The sequence below is a fragment of the Desulfovibrio sp. JC010 genome (assembly GCF_010470675.1).
Taxonomy (GTDB): Bacteria; Desulfobacterota; Desulfovibrionia; order Desulfovibrionales; family Desulfovibrionaceae; genus Maridesulfovibrio.
In genome coordinates this window covers 215,335-239,596 of the sequence record NZ_VOIQ01000004.1, presented here as the reverse complement: position 1 = coordinate 239,596, position 24,262 = coordinate 215,335, and the positions used below count along the sequence as shown (strand labels likewise).

The following is a 24,262-nucleotide window of genomic DNA, read 5'->3' as shown; positions in this document are numbered from 1 at the left end:
CTATCTCCTTTTGAGGAAGTCACTGTTGGTGGAAGATACATTGGCAAATGCACTTTCTCTGCTGGAAAGCGCAAAGCCCACAGCAAGGCAGAGGGCAAGGGATGCCCAGCCGAATGCGATGATGGCTGTGTTGGAGTATCCACCGTAGTTCTTGGAGATGTCACCGATGAAGTTGGTTGCGATCATGAACCCGAGCATGGCCGGAACCACAAAGCGCAGGCTGTTCAGCCAGAGGTTGCCGACGGTGATTTCAGAGGTTTTGTTCACGTGAACGCGCATTTCATCGAGGTTGCAGAACCAGGCGATGAATACGATTTCAAGGAATCCGCCAATGAGGATACCGAAGTTGTTGACAAAGTGGTCAACAATATCCAGCAGCAGCAGGCCGCCGCCGGTGGTGAAAACCAGACTTACCAGAAAGCCGAGAGCGCAACAGATGGAAACTGCTTTCTTGCGGGAAACACCGAATTTATCGATGACGGAAGAAGCCACAACTTCGTTGATGGAAATCATGGAAGAAAGGCCTGCTACTGTGAGTGCTGCGAAAAAGAGCACACCGAAGAAGGCGGGAGCGGGCATCAGGTTGATTGCGGTGGGCAGGGTGACAAATGCCAGACCAACGCCTGCACCGGCAACATCCTTGATGGGCACGCCCTGCTGCTGGGCCATGTAGCCAAGCACACTGAAGATCATGATACCGGAGATGATACTGAATCCGCAGTTGATGAATACAGTCATGCAGGCGTTGTTGTTGATGTCGGACTCTTTGGGCAGGTAGCTGGAGTAGGACAGCATGATACCGAAGCCGATAGAGAGGCTGAAGAAGATCTGGCCGAATGCGTCAGCCCAGACTTTGCCGTCCATGATGGCTGCAAAATCAGGCTTGAAGAGCCAGTTCAGGCCGTCCATGGCACCGGGAAGCATGAGCCCTCTGCCGATGAAGATAAACACAAGCAGGAAGAGAAGGGGCATGAAGATCTTGTTGACCCTTTCAATACCGGCCTTAACCCCGGTAAATAAGGCAACAAAGGTGAATGCCCAGGCTGCGGCAGTTGCCAGGAAGATGGAACCCTGCACGTTGCCCATGTTCATGGGGGAATCGGTCAGACCGAGGAAGCTTCCGAAGAAGAAGTCCTTGGGAGCGTCTCCCCATCCTTGAGTGAAGGCAAGGCCCACGTAGTTCATCGCCCATGCGATAACTACTACATAATAAGAGGCAATGATGAATGATACCACTACCTGCCACCAGCCGAGCCATTCCCATTTTCTGGAAATGGATGAGAAAATTTTTGGCGCGGAACCCTTGAATTTCTGGCCGAGACCGAATTCAAGGATCATGAAGGGGATACCCGCAGCAAGCATTGCCACAAAGTAAGGGATGAGGAATGCACCACCGCCGTTTTCATAAACCATGTAGGGAAAACGCCAGATGTTACCCAACCCGATTGCAGAGCCTACCGCAGCCAGAATGAATCCGGAACGGGAACCCCAAGTTTCTCTTTTTTGCATGTTGTTTGAACTCCTTAAGAAAAAACCAACTGAAATCAGCAACCATTTTACTGAATCAGCAAAAACTATATGTAAAATGTGCTAAACGCACAATTGAGCATACCGCATAGAATACATTTCGATTATTGTCCATCAAATTCGGCAGCTGATTTCCGGAATCGATTGGAGTTTGAGTGTAGTCGCAATATTATTTTGCATATCTAAAATGTATAAATAAGAAAAATGAAATTTATACATGTATATTTTTCGTGTATCGAAAACAAAAGCTGCATTAAAGAAAATATTCGGAAATAGCATTTTACTGGAAACAATCCAAAAATTTTACTGTTCCTACATGGGAGCAGAAGAGTGCTCAAAACAGAGTGCTCGACTAAAGCCCATGTTGATATTATGCTTTGCCGGATAACTTTAAGGAGTCGTTATGGCACATATTCTTGTTCTTGATGATGTTGTGGACGCAGGCATACTCCTCAAGCGCATTCTGGAACGCAAGGGGCATGAAGTGAGTGTTTTTTCCGAAGAGGAAGAGGCCCTTGCATTTGTGGACGGCAACAATGTCGAGCTGGCTATCCTTGATATTAAGCTCAAGAAGATGACCGGGGTGGAAGTTCTGGAGGAAATGAAAAAAATCCTTCCGGAACTGAAAGTGATCATGCTTACCGGGTATCCGACCCTTGAAACCGCCCGCGAATCCCTTAAGCACGGGGCCAACGAATATTGCGTCAAGCCCATTGATAAAGAAGAGCTGGAAGCCAAAGTCGCTACAGTATTGGAAACTTAGCTGACGCATTAAAATTGAATAAAGGCAGCAGAAAAATACGCAGGTGTATTTTAATTTGAGCTTGAATAAGCAGGGTAAATCTGCTTTTTAGAGGCAGTTTTCCTGCGTGAAAGTGCATTTATATGTTCATTATATATAGCCGGACAGTCCCGGTATCAATTTAAGGAGTATTTAACATGTCTGATTTATCTATACTTTTTCCCGGTCAGGGTTCTCAGGAACCCGGCATGGGCCGTGATCTTGCTGAAAAATGGTCTGCTGCCATGGATATGTGGAAGTTTGCTGAAGCCGAGTCCGGCCTGCCCCTGCGTGAAATCTACTGGGAAGGTGATGCCGCAGATATGGCCAAGACCGATGCCCTGCAGCCCGGCCTGACCGTGGTCAACCTGTCCATCTGGTCTTACCTCAAGGAAAGCCTCAAGCCTGCGGCAACTGCCGGGCACAGTCTCGGTGAATTTGCCTCCCTCGGTGCTTCCGGCGTTCTTTCCATTGAAGACACCATCAAGGCTGTTTCCCTGCGCGGTAAACTTATGTCTCAGGTTGCCAACGAAGATCACGGCATGGCCGCTGTGCTCAAAATGGATCAGGCTGCAGTGGAAGAAGCTGTTGAGTTCGGTGCATCCGAAACCGGAAAAGAACTGCGTGTAGCCAACTACAACTCCCCGGCCCAGTATGTGATCAGCGGTGAAAAAGCAGCCATCGAGGCCGCCGGAACCGTGATCAAGGAAAAGAAAGGCCGCGCAATTCCCCTGCCGGTCAGCGGCGCATTCCACAGCCCGCTCATTCAGGAAGCAGCTGATGAATTCGCTGCCTACCTCGGCAAACTGGATTGGAACGGACCCGCATTTCCTGTTTACTTCAATGTCACTGCCGCTGCACAGTCCAACCCTGAAGAAATCAAGAAGATCATGTCTTCCCAGATGACCTCCTCCGTGCGCTGGATTGAAATCGTAACCAACCAGTACGCTGCCGGAGCACGCAACTTCCTCGAACTGGGGCCCAAAGGCGTGCTGACCAAACTGCTGGTGGCCAACCTCAAGGGCAAGGAATACGAAGGAAAAGGCATCGGCAATCTGGAACAGGCTGACGCTTTTAAGTAAGAAAGATACTAGATGCGCTTTGCGCTTTTGATGAATTGATTTTGCCTCCGGCGACTTAAACCCTTTTCCAAAAGGGTTTAAGAATCCCAAAACGTTTTAGTAGGGCTTCGCCACCGAATTATATAAACGGGCTGTCGATTTTCGGCAGCCTGTTTTTTATGTCTCAAATAGTATAATCCCCGTTTCCGAATAGTGTTTTTAATTTAACAGGGCTGTGTTAAAATCATCTTCTGATTTTCTTGGTGTCACCAATCAATATATTTCCCGGAGACCATATGAAAACATTGACTGCTTCCCGCATGGAACGCTGCATAGGCTGCCATTCCTGTTCCTTTGCCTGCGCCCGGCTGGTGCATAAACTTTTGTCGTGGAATACCGCAGGTATCAGGATTGCTTCTTCCGGCGGACTTTCCACCGGATTTATGGCCAAGGTCTGTCTGGCCTGCTCTCCGGCTCCCTGTGCTGAAGCCTGCCCCACCGGGGCCATGAAAGCGCGCAAGAAAGGAGGCGGAGTCATCCATAAAAAGGACCTCTGTATCCGTTGCGGTAAATGCGCGGAAGCCTGCCCGGTGGACGCCATTTATCTGGATTTGAAAGACCGTCCTTACGTGTGCATCCATTGCGGGCGTTGTGTTGAATTCTGTCCGCATGAATGTCTTGAGCTGGTTGAATCAGATAAGGGGAGGGACTAAAAATGATACGTGATTATTTCAGGGTCCTCGTTGTTGATCTGGGCAGCGGCAAAGGCAGGGTGGTCAAGGTTGACGGACGCAACGAATTTGCAGGCGGCAGCGGGCTTGGGGCGTTGCTTTTTGAGAAATACGGGCATGCTGACCGTGCTTGGGACGATCCGGACCAGCCGCTCATTTTTTCCATCGGTCCTTTGACCGGACTGTTTCCGCTCATGAGCAAGACGGTCTGTTCATTCAAATCTCCCTACCACGACCAGTTTGCCGAGAGCCATGCCGGGGGACGTTCGGCACTGGCCATCCGTTTTGCGGATTATGATGCGCTGGTCATCACCGGACGTGCTGAGCGTTTATCCTGCCTCTCCCTTGGGATGAAACATCTGGAAGTAAAGGACGTGCAGTTTCTGGCCGGGAAGGATGTCTTCAGTACCGGCAAAATTCTGCGTTCCATGTTTCCCGGATCCGGGCATCGCTCCATTCTGCGTATCGGTCCTGCCGGGGAGAACCTTTCGGCTATGGCCTGCATCAATGCCGATACCTACCGCCATTTCGGGCGGCTGGGTTCCGGCGCGGTCATGGGGGCCAAGAATCTCAAGGGGATTGTCATTCAGGGTGACGGTTCCTTTGCACTGCCGGAAAGTAAGGAATATGCCAAGATTTACCAGCAGGTTTACGAGAAGATGACCGCCACCGACATGATGAGCAAGTACCATAACCTCGGTACTGCAGCTAATCTGGACGCACTCAATGAGCTGGAATCCCTGCCGTGGCGCAATCTGCAGGCCACCAAGGACGAGGAGATTAGCGGGATTACCGGAAAGAAATTTGCCGACGATACCCTGCTGCGCAATGCGGCCTGCGCCGGATGTCCGGTGGGCTGTATCCATATCGGTTTTGTGCGCGAAAAATTCATGGAGGATAACCAGTACCTCTACCGTCAGGTGGCTTATGATTACGAGCCGATTTTCGCCACCGGGTCCATGCTTGGAGTGACTGACGCCTTTAAGGTGCTGGGTATCATGGATGAAGTGGAAAAGGCCGGGCTGGATGTCATGTCCGGCGGGGTGGCCCTTGCATGGGCTACCGAGGCTTATGAAAAGGGGCTGGTCAGTGAGACTGAAACAATTATCCCTCTCGCTTTCGGTGACGCTGAAAATTACAAGAAAGCAGTGCAGTACATGGGCAGTGCGGAAAATGAATTCTACACCGCATTGGGCAAAGGTTCTCTGGTGGCGGCCGCAAAATATGGCGGAGAGGACTTTGCCTGCGTGCTCGGTCAGGAAATGGCCGGGTATGCCACGGGAGAAGCATTCTACGTTGCCGAAGGACTGGGCTTTCGTCATTCCCATCTGGATTCCGGGGGGTATTCCTGGGACCAGAAGAACGACCGCAAGGATGCAGACGAGGTCTGTGATTTCCTGATCAGCGATGAAACCGGACGGGCCTTCCTGACTTCCATGGTTTCCTGTCTCTTCGGGCGCGGGGTCTACAAGGATGAGGTCCTTGCCGAATGTTTGAAGTCCGTAGGTTATGATGAAATAGCTGAAAATATGGATCTTATCGGGGAAAGGGTCCGGGCCATGCGTTGGAAAATACGTTTTGAAACCGGATATGATCCGCAGAAGATCAGCATCCCCAAGCGTTACCATGAAATAACCACTTGGAAGGGCAAAACAGACCCGGAATATCTGGAAAAATTGAAATATGAATATGGGCGCAGAATTTGCGAACTGGTCTCGGATGAGGCTCTCGGGGGTCTCGGTCTGAAAAAAAATGAATAAAATTAAAAAAAGTACTTGCCAAGCAGGCGCTGTTTGGTTAGTTATCTCTCCTCAGCGGCGCCGAGGTAGCTCAGTCGGTAGAGCAGGGGACTGAAAATCCCCGTGTCGGCAGTTCAATTCTGTCCCTCGGCACCACTAAGTGCCTAGAATAGCCCTCATGAGAAATCATGAGGGCTTTTTCGTGTTCTAATCCTGTGAATCCACTTCACCCTAATTTACGAAGTTCGGGGCAGATGAATCCACTTCTTCATGGGCGGAAATCTTTTCGATCATCTCCTGCAGCCTGAGATGGGAGCCAAGCAGAAATATGCATTGCCCGTATTTACCGTTCGGCCTGTCGAGCACCTCAATTACTCTCATGTTTTCATCTGCGGCAATGATCCGGGCATCATTTTCACTGACCCCTTTTTCAAATCTGACTATGATCTGATTTTCAACGCTGTCCTCACTGAAGGCTGTGTCGGTTACGCCCAGCAGGCTAAAAAGCTGAAAGAAAATTAGAAATGCGGAAGTAAGAAATATTTTGAACATCGTTTATGCTCTCCATGTGTGTTTATTTATGTGGCAGGGTTTTGTTGATCGATATTTTGGATAAACTGAATGTGCAAGGTTAACTTGTGATGATTTTCAGCCCAACTTACTCCACCCCCAGTTTCGCATAATTTTGATTGAGTTCAAGCCGGAAATGTTCTTGAAAGGCTGTTTCGGTAATGCTCGGCTGCTTGTCCTTGAACTGCACGCAGGCAATGGTGTTCTGCAGCTTTTCTTCATCCGGGCGGATGGCGATAATTTTCCCGGTTGCAATTTCCCTGTTCATCAGGTGGCTGACTGTGATCCCCGCTCCCAGTCCCGCTTTAACGGCTGAAACAATGGCCTCGGAGCTGTCCGCAATGAACACAAGGTTCAGTTGTTGCGGTTCGCGGTTGAAATGTAATTTGAACCAGCTGCGGAAAAGGGCGATATCATCTTTGTAGCCGATGAAATCCAGCTGTTTCAGATGTTCGTAGCCTGTGCCGTTGACCCTTGCCCAGTAATATTCTTTGGAGCAGGCCAGTACAAACTCTTCGCGTACCACAGGTTCGATTGAATAGGCCGAAGTTCCCCCCGGTGTGTCCATGAAAAAGGGCAGAATGTCGATGTAGGCAAAATCAAGCTCCCCGGCAGCAACTTTTTCAAAAAGCACCTTTGGTTCATCCAGTTCGAGCTGCATGGTTACGCCCGGATATTTCCGCCGGAATGATCCGAAGATGGGCGGCAGGTATATTTTTCCGAATTCCGTGGGTGCGCCGATCCTAAGCGGCCCCGAAGGCGTTTCCAGCCCATCATTGATATGGCGCACGCCCTGCTCCAGTTCATCCATGAACCCCTGCACAATGCTATACAGTTTTCTGCCTGCGGCAGTGGGCACAAGTCTGCGTTTGACCCTCGTAAATAATTCTGTCTGCAGTTCTTCTTCCAGTTTTTTTAAATGCTGGCTGACCCCGGACTGGGTGATGTGCAGTTTTTTGGCCGCCCCGGTGCTGCTCTGTTCATTAAATATGTGGAAGAAGACTTTCAGTCTGTTCAGGTCGGGAAGCATTGTTTTGCCTAGTTGGTAAGTTTTAATAATCAAAAAAAGTAGAACTATTAATTTTACTAATTACACGGAATGCCGTTATCTTTCAAGCACGAACACGGCAACTGATGTGCCGGAACAGATAAGAGGAAAATTGTTTTGAAGATAGGAATCATCGCGGCAATGGAAGAGGAACTTGCATTGCTGGTCAATAAATTAGACACGCCGAACGCTGAATCATTCGGCCAGTTTACCTACCACACCGGAAAGATAAACGGCGTTGAGGTGGCTTTGTTTTTGTGCGGAATCGGTAAGGTCAACGCTGCTGTAGGAACTACCCTGCTGCTGGATAAATTCAAGCCCGACTACTTGATCAACACCGGAGTGGCCGGAGCTTTTCCCGGCAACATTAATGTCGGTGATATCGTGGTTTCATCGGAGGTGCGTCATTACGATGCTGATGCCACCGCCTTTGATTACGAGATGGGCCAGATTCCCCAGATGCCCGCTGCTTATCAGGCTGACAAGCTTTTGCTCGGATTGGCGCAGAAGGCTTGGATCAACGAGGACACCATTAACGTGCATCAGGGACCCGTACTTTCGGGTGATTCTTTCATCCATACCCCGCAGCAGATTTCCGCCATCGAGCAGAAATTCCCCGATGTCATGGCCGTGGAAATGGAAGGTGCGGCCATCGCCCAGACCGGGTTTCTGTTCAACGTGCCCTTTATCCTGATCCGCTCCATTTCAGATAAAGTGCACGAAGACGGTAGCAGTGCTGTCTACGAGCAAAGCATGGAAAAAGCCGCCGCCAATTCTGTGCGCATGGTTTTGTCTATGTTGAAAGAATTATGATGCGCTTCGCGCTTTTATGGAACGATTTCGCCTCCGGCGGCCAAAGAAACTTTTTGGAAAAAGTTTCTCTGGACTCTTCAAAAACTTTTAATAGGCTTCGCCGCTTTGTTTTAGAGAGAGCAAATGAATAAGATAGAAAGTTTCAAAATAGATCACACCAAGCTTAAACGCGGTATTTATGTTTCGCGCCGTGATGAGATCGGTTCTGAAAATATCACCACTTTTGACCTGCGCGTAAAAGAACCCAACAATGAACCTGCCCTTGATCCTGCTGCTGCGCATACCCTTGAGCATATGGGGGCCACTTTCCTGCGCAATCATGCAGAGTACGGGGATAAGATCATTTATTTCGGCCCCATGGGTTGTATGACAGGGTTTTATCTGTTGCTAAATGGCCGCTATGATTCAAAGGATGTTGTGGGCCTGATTCAAGAATTGTTTAAATTTGCTGCTGATTTTGCGGGGGATGTGCCCGGCGAGTCCGCAGTTGAGTGCGGAAACTATACATTTATGGATTTGCCGTTGGCAAAGTTGGAAGCTGCGAAATATTACGAAGAAGTGTTGGATGGGATCGGCCTGGATAATTTGAACTATCCTGAATAAAAAGAAAAAGCCCTTGTGAATTTTCACAAGGGCTATTCTAGGCAGGTGGTGCCGAGGGACAGAATTGAACTGCCGACACGGGGATTTTCAGTCCCCTGCTCTACCGACTGAGCTACCTCGGCGCCGGAAGAAATGTTTCTACGCAGAACGCAAAACGAAGTCAATAATTATTTGTGAGCTAAAATTAAAATTGATTATTTTAATTAGCCCTAACTATATTCTTCCTTACCCGTTCATCTTTTCCAATACCTTATACAAAGCCTGAGTGCCAAGCTCCTCATAGCCAAGTGCCATGGCTGAGATGTAGAACTGGTTGACCAGTGCCAGGCCGGGCAGGGACAGGTTCATGCGTTTGGCCTCATCAAGGGCGATGCCCATATCTTTAACAAAGTGTTTGATGAAAAAGCCGGGGTTGAAATCGTCATCGGCAATGCGGCGACCGAGATTGTTTATGGACCATGATCCGGCCGCGCCGGAGCCGATCACATCGATCACTTCATTAAGGTCCATGCCCGCTTTGTGGGAGTAAAGCAGGGATTCCACCACTCCGATCATGGTTCCGGCGATGAGAATCTGGTTGCACATTTTAGTGTGCTGACCTGCGCCCGGTTTGCCCATAAGCCTGATATTGCTGCCCATCACTTCAAAAAGCGGATTCACTTCATCAAAAGTTTTCTGTTCCCCGCCGACCATGATTGCCAGCGTGGCATTGCGTGCGCCGAGGTCGCCGCCGGATACCGGGGCATCAAGTGCGCCCACGCCTTTAGCAGCAGCTTCTTCGGCAATGCGTTGGGCCAATGCCGGTTCGGAAGTGGTCATATCAACGATAATTTTGCCGGAATCAGCATTTGCCAACACGCCGTTTTCACCGAGTATGGTCTGTTCCACATCCACGGGATAGCCCACAATTGTGAATATTATGTCCGCATTCTTGGCGACTTCCGCCGGGGATTCGCACCATGTTGCGCCTTCGGCCACCAGCGCATCAGCTTTGGATTTGGTGCGGTTGTACACGTATGCTTCATTGCCAGCTTTGATAAGGTGCATGCACATGGAAGCACCCATAACTCCAGTTCCGATCCATCCGATTTTCTTGCTCATAATATTAAATCCTCATTTTGAAATTATACGCAGCGAAGCTCAAATAAAAGTTTTTGGGATTCTTAAACCCTTTTTTCAAAAAGGGTTTAAGCCGCCGGAGGCGAAATTTTTTTATTAAAAAGCGCGATAGCGCATCAACTATTTATATAATGCGTAAGCCGTGGCTCCGACCATGAGCACCACCATGGAGATATTCACACTGTGGCGAACCATGGGCGAGCGCAACATTTTCATAAACGATTCCCCTGCAAAGCACCACAGGGAATGAAAGAAGGCCGCCCCGCAGGTGAAGGTGGCCACAAAGATCAGGATTTCCGTTGTCTGGTTTGCGCTGGGATCGACAAATTGAGCGAAGGCCGAAACGGTCATGGCGTAATGTTTCGGGTTCAGCGGGTGCAGGGCCAGACCTTCCACAAACTTGAAAGCTTTTGGTTTACCGGAAGAATCAGCCTGCATGTTCAGCACCTTCCACGCAAGGTAGAGTATGTAAATCATGCCGCCGATTTTCAGCACCGCCGAGACCTGCGGGTAGGCCATGAACAGCTGAGCCAGACCCATGGCGGTCAGGAAATCCATGGTCATGCCGCCGATAACCACACCGGAAAGAAAGGGGATGGAACGTTTGAACCCCACAGCCTGCCCAAGGGCCATGGATGCTATGTTGCCCGGACCGGGAGTTCCGGTCATGACAATGACAAATATAAGGAAAGCCCAGAAATTTTCTTGCATTTTGGTTGCCTCCGGCGGCCCTGCCGGGGGCCTTAAACCCTTTTGCAAAAGGGTTTAAGAATCCCAAAACCTTTTATTAGGCTTCGCCGCTTTGTGTTCTTTGTTAGGGATAATTGTGTGCTTTTGATTGCTTCATTGTATTCATAGCTCTTGACATTGTATGCAGTCAAATGGATTATTGTCTGCATGACAAAATGGATACCTGAATTGGAAGAAAGTACGCGCCCCAAGTTCAAGCAACTGGCCGATGCCATCGAGCGTGATGTTTACGCCGGGAAGCTCAGTCCTGGAGACAAGCTGCCTACCCACCGTGATCTTGCTGATGAGCTGAAGATGAACGTGAGCACAATCACCCGCGGTTACGCCGAGGCTGAAAAACGGGGGCTTATCAGCGGCACCGTGGGCCGGGGGACGTTCATTGCTTCCGATGCGATCACGTCGTCATCAATGGTCACTTTTGAACCGCATGCGCCGGGCATGATTGAGCTGGGTATGGTCAATACCTTCTATGATCTGGACCCGGATATTCAGGAAGGCATGAAGCGGCTGACCCGCCGCCGTAATCTGAATGCATTTCTCCGCTATACCGACCCGCAGGGCTTGCCGGAGCACCGTGAGGTTGGGGCTGAGTGGGCGAAGAGGTATCGGCTGGAGACAACTGCCGGGAATGTGCTGGTCTGTTCCGGGGCGCAGCATGCTTTGACCTGTTGCCTGAGCAGCCTGTTCCGGGCCGGGGACCGTATTGCCACGGATGCCTTGATCTATCCGGGCATGAAGACTTTGGCCAATATGCTCGGTATCCGGCTTGTTCCGGTTCCCATGGATGAGCAGGGTATGATTCCCGAACAGCTGGATACAATCTGCCGCAGGGAAAAGATCAACGGAGTTTCGCTCATGCCCGGTGTACAGAACCCCACCTCGGCCTGCATGTCTTATGAACGGCGGGAGCAGATTGCCATGATTGCCTGCAATCACGACCTGACCATCATTGAAGATGATGCCTATGCTCTGACCGTGGAAAGCAGCCTGCCTCCGGTCACATCCTTTGCCCCGGAACGGAGTGTGTTCATCGCCGGGGTTTCCAAGTCAATTGCCGTGGGGCTGCGGGTGGCTTTCATGGTTGCTGAGGGTGAGCGGTTCACGGCACTGGCTCATGCCATTTTGAATTCTGTGTGGATGACCCCACCGCTCAATGCTGAATTGATCGCGCAATGGATACAGGACGGTACGGCTGATATTACGGTCAAGCTCAAACGTCAGGCTGCCCGGCAGCGTTTTGATGCGGTCAGGGATTTGCTGGATGGCATGGGGCTTGGTGCTAACCCGTCCGGATTTTTTCTTTGGCTGGACCTGCCCGAACCTTGGAAAGGATACATGGTTGAACAACGCGCCCGCGAGGCCGGACTGAATATCTTCGGAGCCGAAAAATTCGCCGTGGGCGGCGGCCCGGTTCCGGCCAAGATCCGGCTTTCCCTAAGCGGGCCCAAGGATATTGAGGAGTTGCGCAAGGGACTTGGGATTTTGCGGGAAATATTGTTCAAGTAGTATTCTTATATGTTATCTTTATGTGTATCAGTGCATCATGGAGGAATGTATGCAGAAAATCGTAAACACCGATTTTGACGAAAATTCAATTGAAGGGTCTGATTATGATGCTTGGTTTAGGTCTGAGGTGCAAAAAGGATTGGATGAGTTAAATAGAGGGGAAGTGATTCCTCATGAAGAAGTGATTAGATCAATTAAAGAACTTGGTTATGAGATTGATGAATCGTCTCAAACTAATTGCTAATACTGATCAGTGAATGTAGCCTTCCTCTTCATGGGACACATCATAGCAAAAGATATCTACCGCCAACTGGGTGACAAAGTGGACGGAACCACCGTGCGTATGCCGTGGTCCGATTCCATGTGTGAAATGCTTAAAGCTCTTTATTCACCTGCGGAGGCGGAGCTTATTGTGCGCATGCCATATCGCCCGTCTTCTCTGGAGCGAATCTCCAAACTGACCGGGATGGATGAACGCAGCTTACGTCCCATGCTTGAATCCATGTGCCATAAAGGGCTGGTCTGCGACCTCTGGGAGAAGGACCGCTTTCTTTATATGATAAGCCCCTTCGTAATCGGTTTTTTCGAATTTACCATGATGCGTACCAAGGGCGAGCTGGATTCAAAGAAATGGGCCGAGCTGTTCAACGCCTACATGTTCGGCGACAAGTCCTTTTTTAAGGCCAACTTCGGCAGCGATGAACAGGTTTCCATCATGCGTACCCTGCCCCATGAAGGGACCATCCGTAATGCGGATCATGTGGAAGTGCTCGATTATGAAAAAGCATCCGCGCTGGTGGAGCAGCAGGACCGTTTTGCGGTCAGCCTCTGTTCCTGCCGCCATGAAAAAATGCATCTCGGTGAGCAGAAGTGCGGCATCGACCTTGAAACCTGCACCTCCATGGGTGAAGCTGCGGATTTCCTGATCCGCAATAATTTTGCGCGTGAGATTTCCCGTTCGGAAATGGACGACATTATGGCCCGTTCACGGGAGCTGGGCTTTACCCTTACCACAGATAATGTCCGCGATTATGCCGGATTCTTCTGCCACTGCTGCGGCTGCTGCTGCAACCTGATGAACGGGATCAAATATTCCGGGTATCCGGGTATTGTGGTTTCCTCCACCTTTATCGCTGAAGTTGAGCTTGCGGATTGCAACGGTTGCTCCAAATGCGCACGGGCCTGTCCCATTGATGCCATCACTATCCATAAAGAAGAAATTCCCGGTGCGGATAAACCGCGTCGCTTTGCAGAAATCAACAAGGATATCTGTCTCGGCTGCGGAGTATGCGCCTTGAAGTGTCCCACCGGGGCCTTGCAGATGGATAAACGCAAGCAGCGGGTCATCCATCCTGAAGACAGTTTTGAGCGCGTTATCCTGCAATCCCTTGAACGCGGCACCCTGCAAAATCTCATCTTCGACAATCCCAACAGCCGCAGTGAAGATTTCATGCGTTCCCTGCTGGGCGGCTTTCTAAAGCTCTCTCCTGTGAAAAAAGGTTTGATGGGCGATACTTTACGCTCCCGTTTTCTGAGCACACTGCGCAAAGCAACTTCCTGATCCGTACGGATTTTCCGGCTTTTCTTTTTTCTGTGCCCTGTTCGTAACTTTATGGGTTGCTGTCAGGGGGGATTCTGTTATTATTGAACCTGCCTCTTTTTATATCTTAGGGGGCCGGGGCATGTTCGTATTTCACAACCGAACCTTTCTTATTCCTGTTTTCCCGCTACCCCGGACCAGTTTTTTTATTGAATAAATTTTATCTGATTTCTTGAAGCCGGATTGCTAATCTGCAATGCTTACGGGGACTTTCAAGGGGTTTAAATTATGAATAATTATTAGGTACTTATTCGTAACAAAAGCGAACAAAATTTTCATAAACGAAAAACATTTAGCAACAAAAAACATAAAAATGTAAGAAAGTGGTCATTTTTTACATGCAATATGTTTTCAAATCTGTTAGAAAGCATTTAACCAAGAACTTGATACGCAGGTCCGCCCTTCAAGCGGCCCTTTCGGTTAAACATAAACAAGGCAGGTATGAGAAATGGGTGTAACCAGACTCTACAAAGCAATTTTCGAAATCACCAGAGCTGTAAACTCCAGCCTGGAACCTGAAAAAGTTCTGCACAACATTGCCGAGAAAGTGGCAACTGAAATGGAACTGAAAGGTTGTTTTATCAGACTTCTTGATCGCAAAGGTGAAGTGCTCAAAGCAGACGCATCTTACGGTCTGAGTGAACGTTACGAACAGAAAGGTCCTGTTGAGGTTTCCAAGAGCCGTCTGGATCAGGAAGTTCTTGAAGGCAAGATCGTATCCATCGCCGACGTAAGAAAAGATGACCGCTTCCAGTACCCTGAAGAAGCAGCTAAAGAAGGTCTCTGCTCCCTCGTAGTTCTTCCCCTCACCGCACGCGGTGAAAAAGTTATCGGCGTTCTGCGTGTTTACTCCGCTGAACTCCGTGAGTTCTCCGAAGAAGAACTGGACTTCCTCAAATGCGTTGCCGACCTTTCCGGTCTCGCTCTTGAAAACGCCCGCATGTACAGTGCTCTGAAGCGTGCAAGCGAACTGGCAAACGATTACATCTACCGCGTCGACGATCTGTAGGCCGCGTGAATATAAGGAATTTAAAATGAGCAAAGTAAAAGTAGGTATTAACGGTTTCGGCCGTATCGGCCGTCAAGTTCTGAAAACCATCTGGGAAAGACATCGTGACACTGTTGAAGTTGTTGCAGTCAACGACCTCTTCGACATCAACACTAACGCTGCACTTTTCGCACGTGACACCAACTACGGTAAATTCCCCGCTGAAGTAAAAGTGGAAGGCACCACCATGTACGTTGGTTCCGACTATGTTATCAAAAACTTCGCAGAGCGTGATCCCCGCCAGATTCCCTGGGGTGAGTGCGGTGTAGATATTGTTATCGAATGCACCGGTATTTTCAGAACCGGCCCCACCGCTGCCCAGCACCTCGAAGGCGGCGCAAAGAAAGTTGTTATTTCCGCTCCTGCAAAGGATGAGGACATCACCGTTGTAATGGGTGTAAACCACAAGGATTACGATCCTGCAAAACACACCATCATTTCCAACGCTTCTTGTACCACCAACTGCCTCGCGCCCATCGTTAAGACCATGCACGAGAAGTTCGGTATCGAGAAAGGTGTGATGACCACTGTTCACGCATACACCAACGACCAGCGTATCCTCGACCAGCCTCACAAGGACCTGCGTCGCGCCCGCGCTGCTGCATGCAACATGATCCCCACCTCCACCGGTGCGGCTAAAGCTGTTGCTCTGGTAATCCCCGAAATGGCAGGCCGTTTCGAAGGTTACTCCGTGCGTGTTCCCACACCCACCGTATCCCTTGTTGACTTCGTTGCAGTGCTCAAAAACGACACTACCACCGAAGAACTCAAGGCTACCCTGAAATCCGCAGCCGAAGGCGAACTCAAGGGTATCATGGGCTACTCCGAAGCTCCCCTTGTTTCCTCCGACTTCCTCGCCGATCCCCATTCCGGTATCGTCGAAGCGGACTTCACTGTTGTACAGGGCGGCAACCTCGCAAAGGTTTACGCATGGTACGACAACGAGTGGGGTTACTCCTGCCGTTTGGCAGACCTCATCGATTACATGGCTAAGTGCGGCCTGTAATCCCTGATCAAGTATAATAGATCGGCAGCGGTTCGGGATGTTTCCGTTGCCGGTTTTAAACCCTTTTCCTGAAAGGGTTAAAACCTCCCGACATTCGTCCGGGTAGTGGATGGACCCGGATTGAATAGTGAGATTCTTAAGATTGCCAAAACGGGCGACCTGTTAAACCACAAACAGGCCGCCCGTTTTGCATTTTCAAACCTGTTTGTTTTAGGGCGGACCTGAATCACCTGATTCAGGTCCGCCTTCGTTGTTAGTTTTGGTTCCTGTGTTTGGAGGTTTGTACATTAAATCAATATCTAACAGGAGAAATTAACAATGAAGGTCGTGAATTCTAAAGGTGGTAATTTTTTGAAAGGTTTGGATGAAGACGGGCTGTTCGGATCTGAAAGAGAACCGTCCATGAGTCCGCAAATGGAGAGCTTGCGTTCACTGGAAAAGGTTGAGCCGGAACTGCTCCAGCGTGCCCGGGACCGGGAAGAGGAAGAGCGCGATCTGCGGGTGCTGGATGCCTACAATAGTTTTGAGGCCGGGTTGCAGGAAATTCTTGCCAACCCTGAATACGGGGTCATGCAGTTGCGGGCCGGGGATGCGCAGTCGGCGGTGTTTGAGGTGAATGATTATTTTACCGAAGAAGGCGGCAGCCTGCGCGATGAATTGCCGGATGACGAATGCCGGACCCGGTTCATGGATATTCTTGAATCAAGGCGCAGGACAGCAATTGATACAGTTGCCCGGCACCAGAGTCAGGAATACCAGAACTGGAAGGAGAGTACTGCCGCCGCGACCATAGATTCCGTGCTCAAAGCGGTAAATCTCAGCCCGGATGCTGCTTCACTCATGCATGGTGAAGCCTTGCTTGAGGGGGCAATCATGCGGCTTTACCGGGGAAGTAATCCTGAACTCTTACAGCTGAGATTAATCACCGCCAAGCAGGCTATGTACGCAGGAGCACTGGAAACAATAGGGGGCAAAGATCCGGTCAGTGCGCTGATCATGACCGACAGCTGGAAAGAACAGCTTGGGGAAGCAAATTATGAACGGCTGCGCGGACTCTTTGAACCGCTGGCCCGGAACCAGTCCATGAAGCAGGAATTCTATTTCCTGCGCAATATGGATGACGAGCAGATTGAGGCGGAGCTGCATGATTTGAAAGATGATGACATGCGCCGCGAACTTGCGGAAATGCTGATCGCTGACCGCCAGTTGCGTGAAAGAGCGGAACGAAATGCAGCAGAAGAACGCATCAACATGGCCTGCCGGGTATTGTTCAAGAGATTTGTGGATGGAGTTCTCAGCTCCGAGGATATCCTTGATTCCGGCCTTGACGCTGAGATGCGTTCTCTGTGGATGCATATTTTCAGCTGCAAGGGTGAGAAAGGCAGCGAGGATGTATTGATCAAGGTTGTTGAAGCTGTGATCAACGATGAAATCAGTGAGGAATACCAGATTTATGCAGCCATTGTGCAGGGACTCGCTGAAGCTGATGCATCGTTGCTGGCGGCCCTGTTCACGTTTAAGGATAATCCTGAAGCCCGGCTGATGGTCAACGGCTTGCGGGAAATCGGCGAACGCAGCACTACAGCATCAGATGACCGGCGTGATCATGCTGCGGCGATCCGTGATTTTCTTCAGCGGGTAGCCGTAATGCTCAGCAAAGGCGAAACCTTCAGTGTAACCAAGGTGCGCAATGAAGTGATAGCGGATCATTTTAAGAACGGGAAGCTGGTAAAAGATGTTGAAAAGGCCCGGCTTTCCAAAAAAGAAGATGAAGAGTATCCTGATCCGGAATCATAAAAAATAAAAATGGAGCCGCCATGCGCCGTATATTATTAATCTTTGCACTTTTTGCTTTGCTGAGCGGATGTGTTCAGAAAAATCTTCCCGATTCGGCACATTACCTGACTCCCCTGCCCAAATCACAGGTGCAGGTGGATGATGTGCAGCTTGCTTACCGCACTTTCGGGGAAGGTCCGCCGCTGCTCATGATTATGGGCTACGCCGGGACCATGGATATCTGGGATGCGCAGCTGATTCGCGAACTGGGCAAAGAGCATACAGTGATCATTTTTGATAACCGGTCCATGGGCGGCTCCAGCAACGGTACCGAAAAAATATCCATCAAACGCATGGCAGATGACAGCGCGGGATTGCTGCGCGAACTGGGCTATCCGCATGCGGACGTCTTCGGCTGGTCCATGGGCGGACTTATCGCGCAGGAAATGGCCCTGCATTACCCGGAAAAGGTCAACAAGCTGGTGCTCATGGGTACATCCTGTGCTGCCCAGCCCGTAGAGTATATCACCCGCAAGCTGCTCAAGATGGATATGAAGGAAATTGCGGCCATGATATTCCCGCCGGGCTGGCTTGAAAAATATCCCGATGCTCTGGAAAAGCTTCCTCGCCCGGCAAGAGTTCCTGACCCCGCAATTGTGCAGGCGCAGGCCGATGCCATGATTGTCTGGCCCGGTAGCTGTTCGCGCCTTAGCGGTCTGGATAAATCAACGCTGGTAATTACCGGAGAGGATGATGAAATCCTGCCGGAACCGCTTAGTATTGAGATTACGGAGTTGGTGCAGGGAAGCTGGCTGGTGCGTTACAACAACGCTACCCACTGGCTCATGTATCAGGACCCAATAGGATTGGGAAAAACAGTGAATAATTTTCTAGCTGTAGAACAGGATTTGTTCTCAAATTAAAATAAAACTCCCGGATTATTTTTAAATATTCCGGGAGTTTTATATTCAATGACATTTTAACAAGCTATATGCGAAGCTTATCAAAAAGTTTTGGGATTCTTAAACCCTTTTTCCAAAAGGGTTTAAGGCCCCCGGCAGGGCCGCCGGAGGCATCAAATTACCAAATATTCTTAGTTACTTCCTGGGTATCATCAAAGAGCCTGGTGAAATCATCAAACGCGGTCAGTGCAGCGGCAGCTCCCTGCCCGGTGGCGGTGATGATCTGGCGCACGCCTCCGGTTACGTCACCTGCTGCGTAAACCCGTTCAACGCTGGTGCGCTGGGTGGGATCGACCTTGATGAATCCGTCGTCACGCAGTTCGCAACCCAGTTTTTCGGCCAGCTCGGTGTTGGCGGTATGGCCGATGGCAACGAAGACCACATCGGTGTCGTGAATGATCTCAGTGCCGTCCTTCTTGACGATACGGGCTGATTCCACCTGATCTTCGCCGATAATCTCGGTTACCTGAGCATCCCAGATGATTTCAATTCCTTCGCGTTCAACGGAATCCTGCAGAACTTTCTCGGCCCGGAATTTGTCGCGACGATGTACGATGGTGGTTTCAATACCCAGATGCTTGAGGTGCAGGGCATCGGTAAGCGCGGTGTTGCCGCCGCCGACAATGAGAGCCTTGCCGCCCTTATAAAAGTTGCCGTCGCAGGTAGCGCAATAGCTGACCCCATGACCGTAATGTTTATCTTCGCCCGGAACGCCTAGCATGCGCACGTTGACCCCGGTGGCAAGCATGACGCCTTTGGCCCGGTAGGTTTTGTCTTCAGTAGTGATCTCGATGCGCGGTCCGTGCTTAACTTCCTTGACCTCTGCGAATTGTTCTATCTCCGTGTACTCGCGGGCATGGGCACCGAGAATATCAACCAGCTCAAAGCCTTGGATCTGGGTGAATCCGGGATAATTTTCCACTTTGGGAGTAAGAGCCACCTGTCCGCCCACACCTTGTTTCTCAAGGATGATGCAGCTCATGCCGCTGCGTTTGGCGTAGATTCCGGCACTCATCCCGGCAGGCCCGCCGCCGATAATGACCAGATCAATGTCTTCGTAGACAGTGTCGTCGGGTTTAGACGTTTTCATGGCCTTCTGCTCTTCAATGACTTCTTCGAGAGGTTTGAGGAAGAGCAGCTGAAGCATGAATTTATCTTCCGGCTCCAGTCCCATGAAATCAACCTGATCATTTATGTTGGTATGCGGGACAGAACCGACATTATATTCGCGGGCCATGTTTTCATTATCAAGGGTGGAGACATTCCATGCTGAAATTTTGTCCGGCCTTGCGACGGCGGCCTTAAAGGCATTGATGGCCTGTCCGGGGCAGTAAGGGCAGGTGGGGCTGGCAAAGATTTTGATCAGCCTGTCTTCTTCAAGGGGATCAAGTATTTCCTGTGTGTGATCGGAAATCCCATCCACTCCTTTGGAGGCGAGATTGATTGCTTCAACCAAAGCGCGGCCTTCCTCCCCTGCGGGAGCACCGAGAAAACGGATATCGTATTCATCCGGGGAAATAAGCACTGTGGGGGTGGCGATGATATTGCGGTTTTTAGCCATTTCGCTGTCCATGGCATATTCACGCAGTTCAACTTTGTCGCTGAGCACATTGAAGGCCCGGCAGATATTCAGGGTGAATTCGTTGTATTCACGATGTTCGCCGTCTGCAGTGTAGACCTCAATGGTAACGGGCCGTTTAAAATCGGCAAAAAGCTTTTCAAGATATTCGCGGCTCTCTTCAGGAATGAAATTGCGGTATTTTTCTTCAGCACTCAGAGTGCTCATAGTGTATCTCCTTATTAGCAGCTATATTAATACTTTTATCAATATGACTTATTTTGCGGCTTCGGAAAAGAAGTTTTACCGAAACTCATTGCTCATATTATCAGTAATTATTCCTAAGAGCAATAATAGCAGCAATTATTTATAGATAAACTTGAAAATATCGACCGCTGCAAAAATGATTTTGGCAGGAGAAATGTTGAGCTTGGCGTAAAGCGGTTTCAGACTGGCTTTGTGGCCCCAAAGTTCGCCGGAATATTTTTGCGGGACAACTAAATGTTCGGGAGTTGAGCCGTGCATGGCAATGCGGGAGCGCAGATATAAATAGAGTGCTTTGGAACGGATTATCTGGCCCAGTGCAGGATGAAGCGGCCCGGCAACAATACTTTCTTCGAATCCATCCTCATGGGCCACACCTATGCGGATGACGTGGATTTTGTGCATCCATAGACGGAGCAGGGCCGGGGACAGCTCCTCTTCAGTGCGACTTAGCGACCACGGAGTGTATTTTCCGGCCCGGTAAAGTTTTTCCAGTCCGGTTCCTTTTACGGTCAGGCAGGGATAGATGCGTACGGCGTCGGGTGAGAGTTCGATGGTCCGGCTGATGTCGTGCTGAAAATCTCCGCGCTTTGTTCCCGGCAAACCGGGCAGCAGCTGAATTCCCAGCGAAAGGCCGCAGTCGCGCACTGTACCGCAGGCTTTGGCGGCGGTTTGCGGAGAATAATTCCGGGCCGAACGGCGCAGGACTTCTGCTGAAAAACTCTGGATACCCAGTTCGATCATATCGAGCCCTGATGAGCGCAATTCTTTAAGCTGATCGGCATCAATGCAGTCCGGACGGGTTGAGCAGCGAACTTTGGTCAGAAAACCCTGTTTTTTAAATTCCGCAGCCAGCTTGATAAAACGTTGCTGCCATTCAAAAGGCAGAGCAGTAAAAGTGCCGCCGAAAAAGGCAAGTTCAAGGGGGGGGCGGTCCTTTTTCAAGAAAAACTCTGGAATTTCTTGTGCAATATCCTGATATATTTCGTTTAATGTTTTGGTTCCAGCTCCAGTCTGCCGATCCTGCGAGCAGTAGATGCATTTGGATGGGCAGCCCATAAAAGGCATAAAAACCGGCCATATACGTGTCTTGGGATGTGCCGGTTCCGGGTGTTTGAAAATAGTGGTGCGCATATTTCAGGGCTGCTCAGCTGAAAAAATAAGACAAATCATGCCTTTGTTTAATAAATTAGCTTGATTAAAAAAAAATGGTCGGTTATTTATCTAAATATAACTGTCTCTTGAAGCTTTCAGGATCGGTTTAAGATTATTTAGCGCAACATGCAACTTAAGTAGAAGCATTATTATGAGCAATCAGGATTGTATTTTTTGTAAGATTGTGGCCGGGGAGATCCCCTGCTTCAAAATTTATGAAACAGATAAGGTGCTCAGTTTTCTGGATATCGGGCCGGTCAATAAAGGACATGCTCTGGTTATCCCCAAGCAGCACTGTGAGAACATCTGGGATCTGCCAGCTGAACTCGGGCAGGAGATCATCACCGCCGCCCAGCTGGCCGGGGACGCCATTGTAAAGTCCACCGGGGCTGACGGGTTGAACCTGATTATGAATAATAATGAAGCGGCAGGGCAGCTTGTGTTCCATGCCCACTTTCATCTCATCCCCAGATTTAAGGATGACGGCTTTGCCCATTGGGGTCAGAGCGAATATGAAAGTATGGATGAAGCATCCGCCCTTGCCCAAAAGATAGAAAAGATGATAACAGGATAAATTACAGCAATTTATTCTCGAACGATAACGCCTTTTACCTTAATCGCCGTGCGCAAGGTGGACTCTGCTCACGGATAACTTTAAACCGCCGCCCCTGACCGCAGGGCCGGGGACAACGGAGGAAAGGAATGGCTACCGGAAACACCCTTACTAAAGCCAGCGTTGTTGACTACATCTACGAAAAGACTGACCGGAACAGAGCTGAGATCAAGGAACTGGTTGAATCCATCCTCGACATCATGAAGCAGGCCGTGAAAAGAGATCACGCCATGCTGATCAGTGGTTTCGGTAAATTTGAAGCTTACGACAAAAATGCTCGTAAGGGCCGCAATCCCCAGACCAACGAAGCGATCACCCTGCCCGCGCGCAAGGTCGTTGTTTTCAGACTGTCTCGTAAGTTCAGAGCTGAACTGAACGGATAAGTCCGGGGCCGTATTTAGCGGTCTTGTTTTTCCCGGTTTGATATTTTGCAATGAAACTAGGGAGCTGAACTAATTCGGCTCCTATTTCATTCTTTTGTGCAATTTATTAAGTCGCGAAGTCTTTTTTTAGATTAGAAGTGCACAGAAAAAAATCCGCCCTATCAATCGATAGAGCGGATTTTTTTGTTTAACTGATAATTCGTCAAGAACGCAACGAATCAAAATTCCTGCTCTTCTCTCTTAGTATTCAGGAAAGAATTCAAACTGTCTTTTTCTTTTTGCAATCCGTCTGCACCGAGGCGGGCTTTTGCTAAAAGCTTACCCATCTCAACAGCAGGCTGGTCAATGGGATTAATCTCGATCAGCCAGCCGGTGAAGATGGTTGCAGCCATGAGGAGTCCCATCAAACGTCCGGCAGCTTCTTCGGAATCATCGCCCATCTGCATTTCAATCAGCGGAACCTTGTTGGCGGAAAGTGCCATCTTGGTGCCCAGCCCTTCGGCATGGATCAGTTCACCGAATGTTTTACCTTTAAGATAGGCGAAGTTGTCCGGGATATCGTCCGGGAAAGCAGCACCATCTGGAAGTGACGGGCAGGTCAAAAACAGGCAGCCTTTGTTGCGCGGGCCGTCCAGAAACATCTGGTTTACGGAATGCTGGTCCGTGGCCCCGATAGCCGGAAGAGGCTGGCTGCCCTTGCCGTCCTTACCCAGACTTTCGGCCCAGAGCTGAGCGAACCACTGTCCGAAGCAGGCCCATTGCGGGATGTAAGAAAAGAAAATAAGTTCGTTGTAACCTTCAGTCATCAGACCGGAAGCCCAGCAGGCCAGCTTGAATGCGGGGTGGTTATTCAGGGTGTCGCCGTTGAGGTCGGGTGAGGCCAGCGGCGAGAGCACAGCCGAAGCACCTTCCACCATGGAACGATAATCAATGCCCATGAACATGGCCGGAAGCAGCCCTACGGCGGACAGCACGGAATAACGTCCGCCGAGAAAATCCGGTACTTCTAGGGTGCGCACGGAAAATTCATCGGCCTGCTCGCGCAAAAATCCTTTTTCCTTATCGGTTACGAAAAGGAGATTGCGGTTCCATTTGTCACCGAGATCCTGCTTAAGTTTATCACGGACGAGGAAATACTGGCTGATGGTTTCGATTGTGCCGCCGGATTTGGAGACAACCGCCACCAGAGTTTTTTCAAGGGGAAGTTTTTCGAGATAGGCGTCAAGGGTCTTGGCGCAGACGTTGTCCGCAATCCAGAGCCACGGACCTTCATGTCCGGGCTGGTCCTGCTGCGGGAAGAAAGCTTTCTGCAGGGCTCTTGCGCCGAGGGCGGAACCGCCGATGCCCAGCAGAAGCATGTGGTCGAAACTTTTTACATAATCTTCAAGGCCGTCCAGATCGTGAAGCAGGGAAGCCATAAAAGGCATGGAGCAGAAGGGCAGTTTACCTTCGGCAACTTCTCCGCTGAATCTTGCGGCAATACCCGCTGCACTGTCGCAATGGGATTCGGAATCAAGTCTTTCGTACCAGCTGTCGGTCCAATCAAGAATGTTGGCAGCCATATTCGATCTCCTGGTATGGGTTGCATCCTCTCCCGGCAATGATTACCGGGAGAGGATGATTTTTTAATCAATCAAATATGACTATCT

The 24,262-nt window shown here is 49.9% G+C and carries 23 protein-coding genes and 2 tRNA genes; 16 read left to right on the top strand and 9 right to left on the bottom strand.

Annotated features, from left to right (window positions below; genetic code table 11):
* Positions 1-1,509: a sodium-dependent transporter gene (locus FMR86_RS06480; RefSeq protein ID WP_163350275.1), complete on the bottom strand. Its 1,509-nt coding sequence runs from the start codon at positions 1,507-1,509 to the stop codon at positions 1-3.
* Between the two features lie 421 nt (positions 1,510-1,930).
* On the opposite strand from FMR86_RS06480, the gene FMR86_RS06475 reads away from it, so the two are divergent.
* The 5 genes from FMR86_RS06475 to FMR86_RS06455 all read left to right on the top strand — a co-directional run bounded on the left by FMR86_RS06475 (position 1,931) and on the right by FMR86_RS06455 (position 5,995).
* The gene (locus FMR86_RS06475; protein WP_163350274.1) at positions 1,931-2,290 is read left to right on the top strand and encodes a response regulator; all 360 of its coding nucleotides are present in this window, start codon (positions 1,931-1,933) and stop codon (positions 2,288-2,290) included.
* A 176-nt stretch (positions 2,291-2,466) separates the two neighbouring features.
* Entirely contained in the window at positions 2,467-3,390 is a 924-nt protein-coding gene (locus tag FMR86_RS06470) for an ACP S-malonyltransferase (RefSeq protein ID WP_163350273.1), read from the top strand.
* A gap of 275 nt (positions 3,391-3,665) precedes the next feature.
* Positions 3,666-4,082 carry a 4Fe-4S binding protein gene (locus FMR86_RS06465; RefSeq protein WP_163350272.1) on the top strand — a complete coding sequence of 139 codons (417 nt, stop codon included), beginning with the start codon at positions 3,666-3,668 and terminating at the stop codon, positions 4,080-4,082.
* Between the two features lie 2 nt (positions 4,083-4,084).
* Positions 4,085-5,860: an aldehyde ferredoxin oxidoreductase N-terminal domain-containing protein gene (locus FMR86_RS06460; RefSeq protein ID WP_163350271.1), complete on the top strand. Its 1,776-nt coding sequence runs from the start codon at positions 4,085-4,087 to the stop codon at positions 5,858-5,860.
* A gap of 59 nt (positions 5,861-5,919) precedes the next feature.
* Positions 5,920-5,995: transfer RNA gene (locus tag FMR86_RS06455), tRNA-Phe, on the top strand.
* A gap of 75 nt (positions 5,996-6,070) precedes the next feature.
* On the opposite strand, the gene FMR86_RS06450 is transcribed toward FMR86_RS06455, so the two are convergent.
* Positions 6,071-6,391 carry a hypothetical protein gene (locus FMR86_RS06450; RefSeq protein WP_163350270.1) on the bottom strand — a complete coding sequence of 107 codons (321 nt, stop codon included), beginning with the start codon at positions 6,389-6,391 and terminating at the stop codon, positions 6,071-6,073.
* A gap of 106 nt (positions 6,392-6,497) precedes the next feature.
* Positions 6,498-7,439 carry a LysR family transcriptional regulator gene (locus FMR86_RS06445; RefSeq protein ID WP_163350269.1) on the bottom strand — a complete coding sequence of 314 codons (942 nt, stop codon included), beginning with the start codon at positions 7,437-7,439 and terminating at the stop codon, positions 6,498-6,500.
* A gap of 135 nt (positions 7,440-7,574) precedes the next feature.
* On the opposite strand from FMR86_RS06445, the gene FMR86_RS06440 reads away from it, so the two are divergent.
* Entirely contained in the window at positions 7,575-8,270 is a 696-nt protein-coding gene (locus tag FMR86_RS06440; RefSeq protein ID WP_163350268.1) for a 5'-methylthioadenosine/adenosylhomocysteine nucleosidase, read from the top strand.
* Between the two features lie 123 nt (positions 8,271-8,393).
* Positions 8,394-8,873 (top strand): S-ribosylhomocysteine lyase, encoded by a 480-nt coding sequence (locus FMR86_RS06435; RefSeq protein WP_163350267.1) that lies wholly within the window; start codon positions 8,394-8,396, stop codon positions 8,871-8,873.
* A 46-nt stretch (positions 8,874-8,919) separates the two neighbouring features.
* On the opposite strand, the gene FMR86_RS06430 is transcribed toward FMR86_RS06435, so the two are convergent.
* From FMR86_RS06430 to FMR86_RS06420, 3 genes are all read right to left on the bottom strand, one after another.
* Positions 8,920-8,995: transfer RNA gene (locus FMR86_RS06430), tRNA-Phe, on the bottom strand.
* 103 nt (positions 8,996-9,098) lie between these two features.
* Positions 9,099-9,974, bottom strand: coding sequence for an NAD(P)-dependent oxidoreductase (locus FMR86_RS06425; protein ID WP_163350266.1), 876 nt, complete (start codon positions 9,972-9,974; stop codon positions 9,099-9,101).
* 138 nt (positions 9,975-10,112) lie between these two features.
* Positions 10,113-10,703, bottom strand: coding sequence for a LysE family translocator (locus FMR86_RS06420; protein WP_163350265.1), 591 nt, complete (start codon positions 10,701-10,703; stop codon positions 10,113-10,115).
* Between the two features lie 186 nt (positions 10,704-10,889).
* Between FMR86_RS06420 and FMR86_RS06415 the strand changes: the two genes are divergently transcribed.
* The 7 genes from FMR86_RS06415 (at position 10,890) to FMR86_RS06385 (ending at position 18,601) form a co-directional block, all read left to right on the top strand.
* Positions 10,890-12,248, top strand: a complete 1,359-nt coding sequence (locus tag FMR86_RS06415; protein WP_163350264.1) for a PLP-dependent aminotransferase family protein — start codon at positions 10,890-10,892, stop codon at positions 12,246-12,248.
* Positions 12,249-12,297: 49 nt separating this feature from the next.
* A complete protein-coding gene (locus FMR86_RS06410; protein ID WP_163350263.1) occupies positions 12,298-12,492 on the top strand; it encodes a hypothetical protein in 195 nt (64 codons plus the stop codon).
* Positions 12,493-12,522: 30 nt separating this feature from the next.
* On the top strand, positions 12,523-13,809 hold the full coding sequence (locus tag FMR86_RS06405) for an ATP-binding protein (protein WP_163350262.1): 1,287 nt from the start codon (positions 12,523-12,525) through the stop codon (positions 13,807-13,809).
* 487 nt (positions 13,810-14,296) lie between these two features.
* Complete coding sequence (locus FMR86_RS06400; protein WP_163350261.1) at positions 14,297-14,857, top strand: GAF domain-containing protein; 561 nt, start codon at positions 14,297-14,299, stop codon at positions 14,855-14,857.
* A gap of 25 nt (positions 14,858-14,882) precedes the next feature.
* On the top strand, positions 14,883-15,902 hold the full coding sequence (gene gap, locus FMR86_RS06395; RefSeq protein WP_163350260.1) for a type I glyceraldehyde-3-phosphate dehydrogenase: 1,020 nt from the start codon (positions 14,883-14,885) through the stop codon (positions 15,900-15,902).
* A 318-nt stretch (positions 15,903-16,220) separates the two neighbouring features.
* Complete coding sequence (locus FMR86_RS06390) at positions 16,221-17,699, top strand: hypothetical protein (RefSeq protein WP_203544793.1); 1,479 nt, start codon at positions 16,221-16,223, stop codon at positions 17,697-17,699.
* A 20-nt stretch (positions 17,700-17,719) separates the two neighbouring features.
* Positions 17,720-18,601: an alpha/beta fold hydrolase gene (locus FMR86_RS06385; protein ID WP_163350259.1), complete on the top strand. Its 882-nt coding sequence runs from the start codon at positions 17,720-17,722 to the stop codon at positions 18,599-18,601.
* A 157-nt stretch (positions 18,602-18,758) separates the two neighbouring features.
* On the opposite strand, the gene FMR86_RS06380 is transcribed toward FMR86_RS06385, so the two are convergent.
* A complete protein-coding gene (locus tag FMR86_RS06380; RefSeq protein WP_163350258.1) occupies positions 18,759-20,426 on the bottom strand; it encodes an FAD-dependent oxidoreductase in 1,668 nt (555 codons plus the stop codon).
* Between the two features lie 135 nt (positions 20,427-20,561).
* Positions 20,562-21,596, bottom strand: a complete 1,035-nt coding sequence (locus tag FMR86_RS06375) for an elongator complex protein 3 (RefSeq protein ID WP_163350257.1) — start codon at positions 21,594-21,596, stop codon at positions 20,562-20,564.
* 172 nt (positions 21,597-21,768) lie between these two features.
* On the opposite strand from FMR86_RS06375, the gene FMR86_RS06370 reads away from it, so the two are divergent.
* Both FMR86_RS06370 and FMR86_RS06365 read left to right on the top strand, forming a co-directional pair.
* Positions 21,769-22,191, top strand: coding sequence for an HIT family protein (locus FMR86_RS06370; protein WP_163350256.1), 423 nt, complete (start codon positions 21,769-21,771; stop codon positions 22,189-22,191).
* A 128-nt stretch (positions 22,192-22,319) separates the two neighbouring features.
* A complete protein-coding gene (locus FMR86_RS06365) occupies positions 22,320-22,613 on the top strand; it encodes an integration host factor subunit alpha (protein ID WP_163350255.1) in 294 nt (97 codons plus the stop codon).
* Positions 22,614-22,831: 218 nt separating this feature from the next.
* Here the strand turns inward: FMR86_RS06365 and FMR86_RS06360 are convergent, their stop codons facing one another.
* Positions 22,832-24,175 carry a glucose-6-phosphate isomerase gene (locus tag FMR86_RS06360; protein ID WP_163350254.1) on the bottom strand — a complete coding sequence of 448 codons (1,344 nt, stop codon included), beginning with the start codon at positions 24,173-24,175 and terminating at the stop codon, positions 22,832-22,834.
* Positions 24,176-24,262: the final 87 nt, after the last annotated feature.

Bases quoted from the DNA above. Each gene is read 5' to 3' on its own strand.
- FMR86_RS06420 (WP_163350265.1), bottom strand. From the start codon at position 10,703: ATGCAAGAAAATTTCTGGGCTTTCCTTATATTTGTCATTGTCATGACC.
- FMR86_RS06375 (WP_163350257.1), bottom strand. From the start codon at position 21,596: ATGCGCACCACTATTTTCAAACACCCGGAACCGGCACATCCCAAGACA.
- FMR86_RS06390 (WP_203544793.1), top strand. From the start codon at position 16,221: ATGAAGGTCGTGAATTCTAAAGGTGGTAATTTTTTGAAAGGTTTGGAT.
- FMR86_RS06450 (WP_163350270.1), bottom strand. From the start codon at position 6,391: ATGTTCAAAATATTTCTTACTTCCGCATTTCTAATTTTCTTTCAGCTT.
- FMR86_RS06470 (WP_163350273.1), top strand. From the start codon at position 2,467: ATGTCTGATTTATCTATACTTTTTCCCGGTCAGGGTTCTCAGGAACCC.
- FMR86_RS06480 (WP_163350275.1), bottom strand. From the start codon at position 1,509: ATGCAAAAAAGAGAAACTTGGGGTTCCCGTTCCGGATTCATTCTGGCT.
- FMR86_RS06400 (WP_163350261.1), top strand. From the start codon at position 14,297: ATGGGTGTAACCAGACTCTACAAAGCAATTTTCGAAATCACCAGAGCT.
- FMR86_RS06425 (WP_163350266.1), bottom strand. From the start codon at position 9,974: ATGAGCAAGAAAATCGGATGGATCGGAACTGGAGTTATGGGTGCTTCC.
- FMR86_RS06475 (WP_163350274.1), top strand. From the start codon at position 1,931: ATGGCACATATTCTTGTTCTTGATGATGTTGTGGACGCAGGCATACTC.
- FMR86_RS06410 (WP_163350263.1), top strand. From the start codon at position 12,298: ATGCAGAAAATCGTAAACACCGATTTTGACGAAAATTCAATTGAAGGG.
- FMR86_RS06435 (WP_163350267.1), top strand. From the start codon at position 8,394: ATGAATAAGATAGAAAGTTTCAAAATAGATCACACCAAGCTTAAACGC.
- gap (WP_163350260.1), top strand. From the start codon at position 14,883: ATGAGCAAAGTAAAAGTAGGTATTAACGGTTTCGGCCGTATCGGCCGT.
- FMR86_RS06360 (WP_163350254.1), bottom strand. From the start codon at position 24,175: ATGGCTGCCAACATTCTTGATTGGACCGACAGCTGGTACGAAAGACTT.
- FMR86_RS06385 (WP_163350259.1), top strand. From the start codon at position 17,720: ATGCGCCGTATATTATTAATCTTTGCACTTTTTGCTTTGCTGAGCGGA.
- FMR86_RS06460 (WP_163350271.1), top strand. From the start codon at position 4,085: ATGATACGTGATTATTTCAGGGTCCTCGTTGTTGATCTGGGCAGCGGC.
- FMR86_RS06370 (WP_163350256.1), top strand. From the start codon at position 21,769: ATGAGCAATCAGGATTGTATTTTTTGTAAGATTGTGGCCGGGGAGATC.
- FMR86_RS06405 (WP_163350262.1), top strand. From the start codon at position 12,523: ATGGGACACATCATAGCAAAAGATATCTACCGCCAACTGGGTGACAAA.
- FMR86_RS06380 (WP_163350258.1), bottom strand. From the start codon at position 20,426: ATGAGCACTCTGAGTGCTGAAGAAAAATACCGCAATTTCATTCCTGAA.
- FMR86_RS06465 (WP_163350272.1), top strand. From the start codon at position 3,666: ATGAAAACATTGACTGCTTCCCGCATGGAACGCTGCATAGGCTGCCAT.
- FMR86_RS06445 (WP_163350269.1), bottom strand. From the start codon at position 7,439: ATGCTTCCCGACCTGAACAGACTGAAAGTCTTCTTCCACATATTTAAT.
- FMR86_RS06415 (WP_163350264.1), top strand. From the start codon at position 10,890: ATGACAAAATGGATACCTGAATTGGAAGAAAGTACGCGCCCCAAGTTC.
- FMR86_RS06365 (WP_163350255.1), top strand. From the start codon at position 22,320: ATGGCTACCGGAAACACCCTTACTAAAGCCAGCGTTGTTGACTACATC.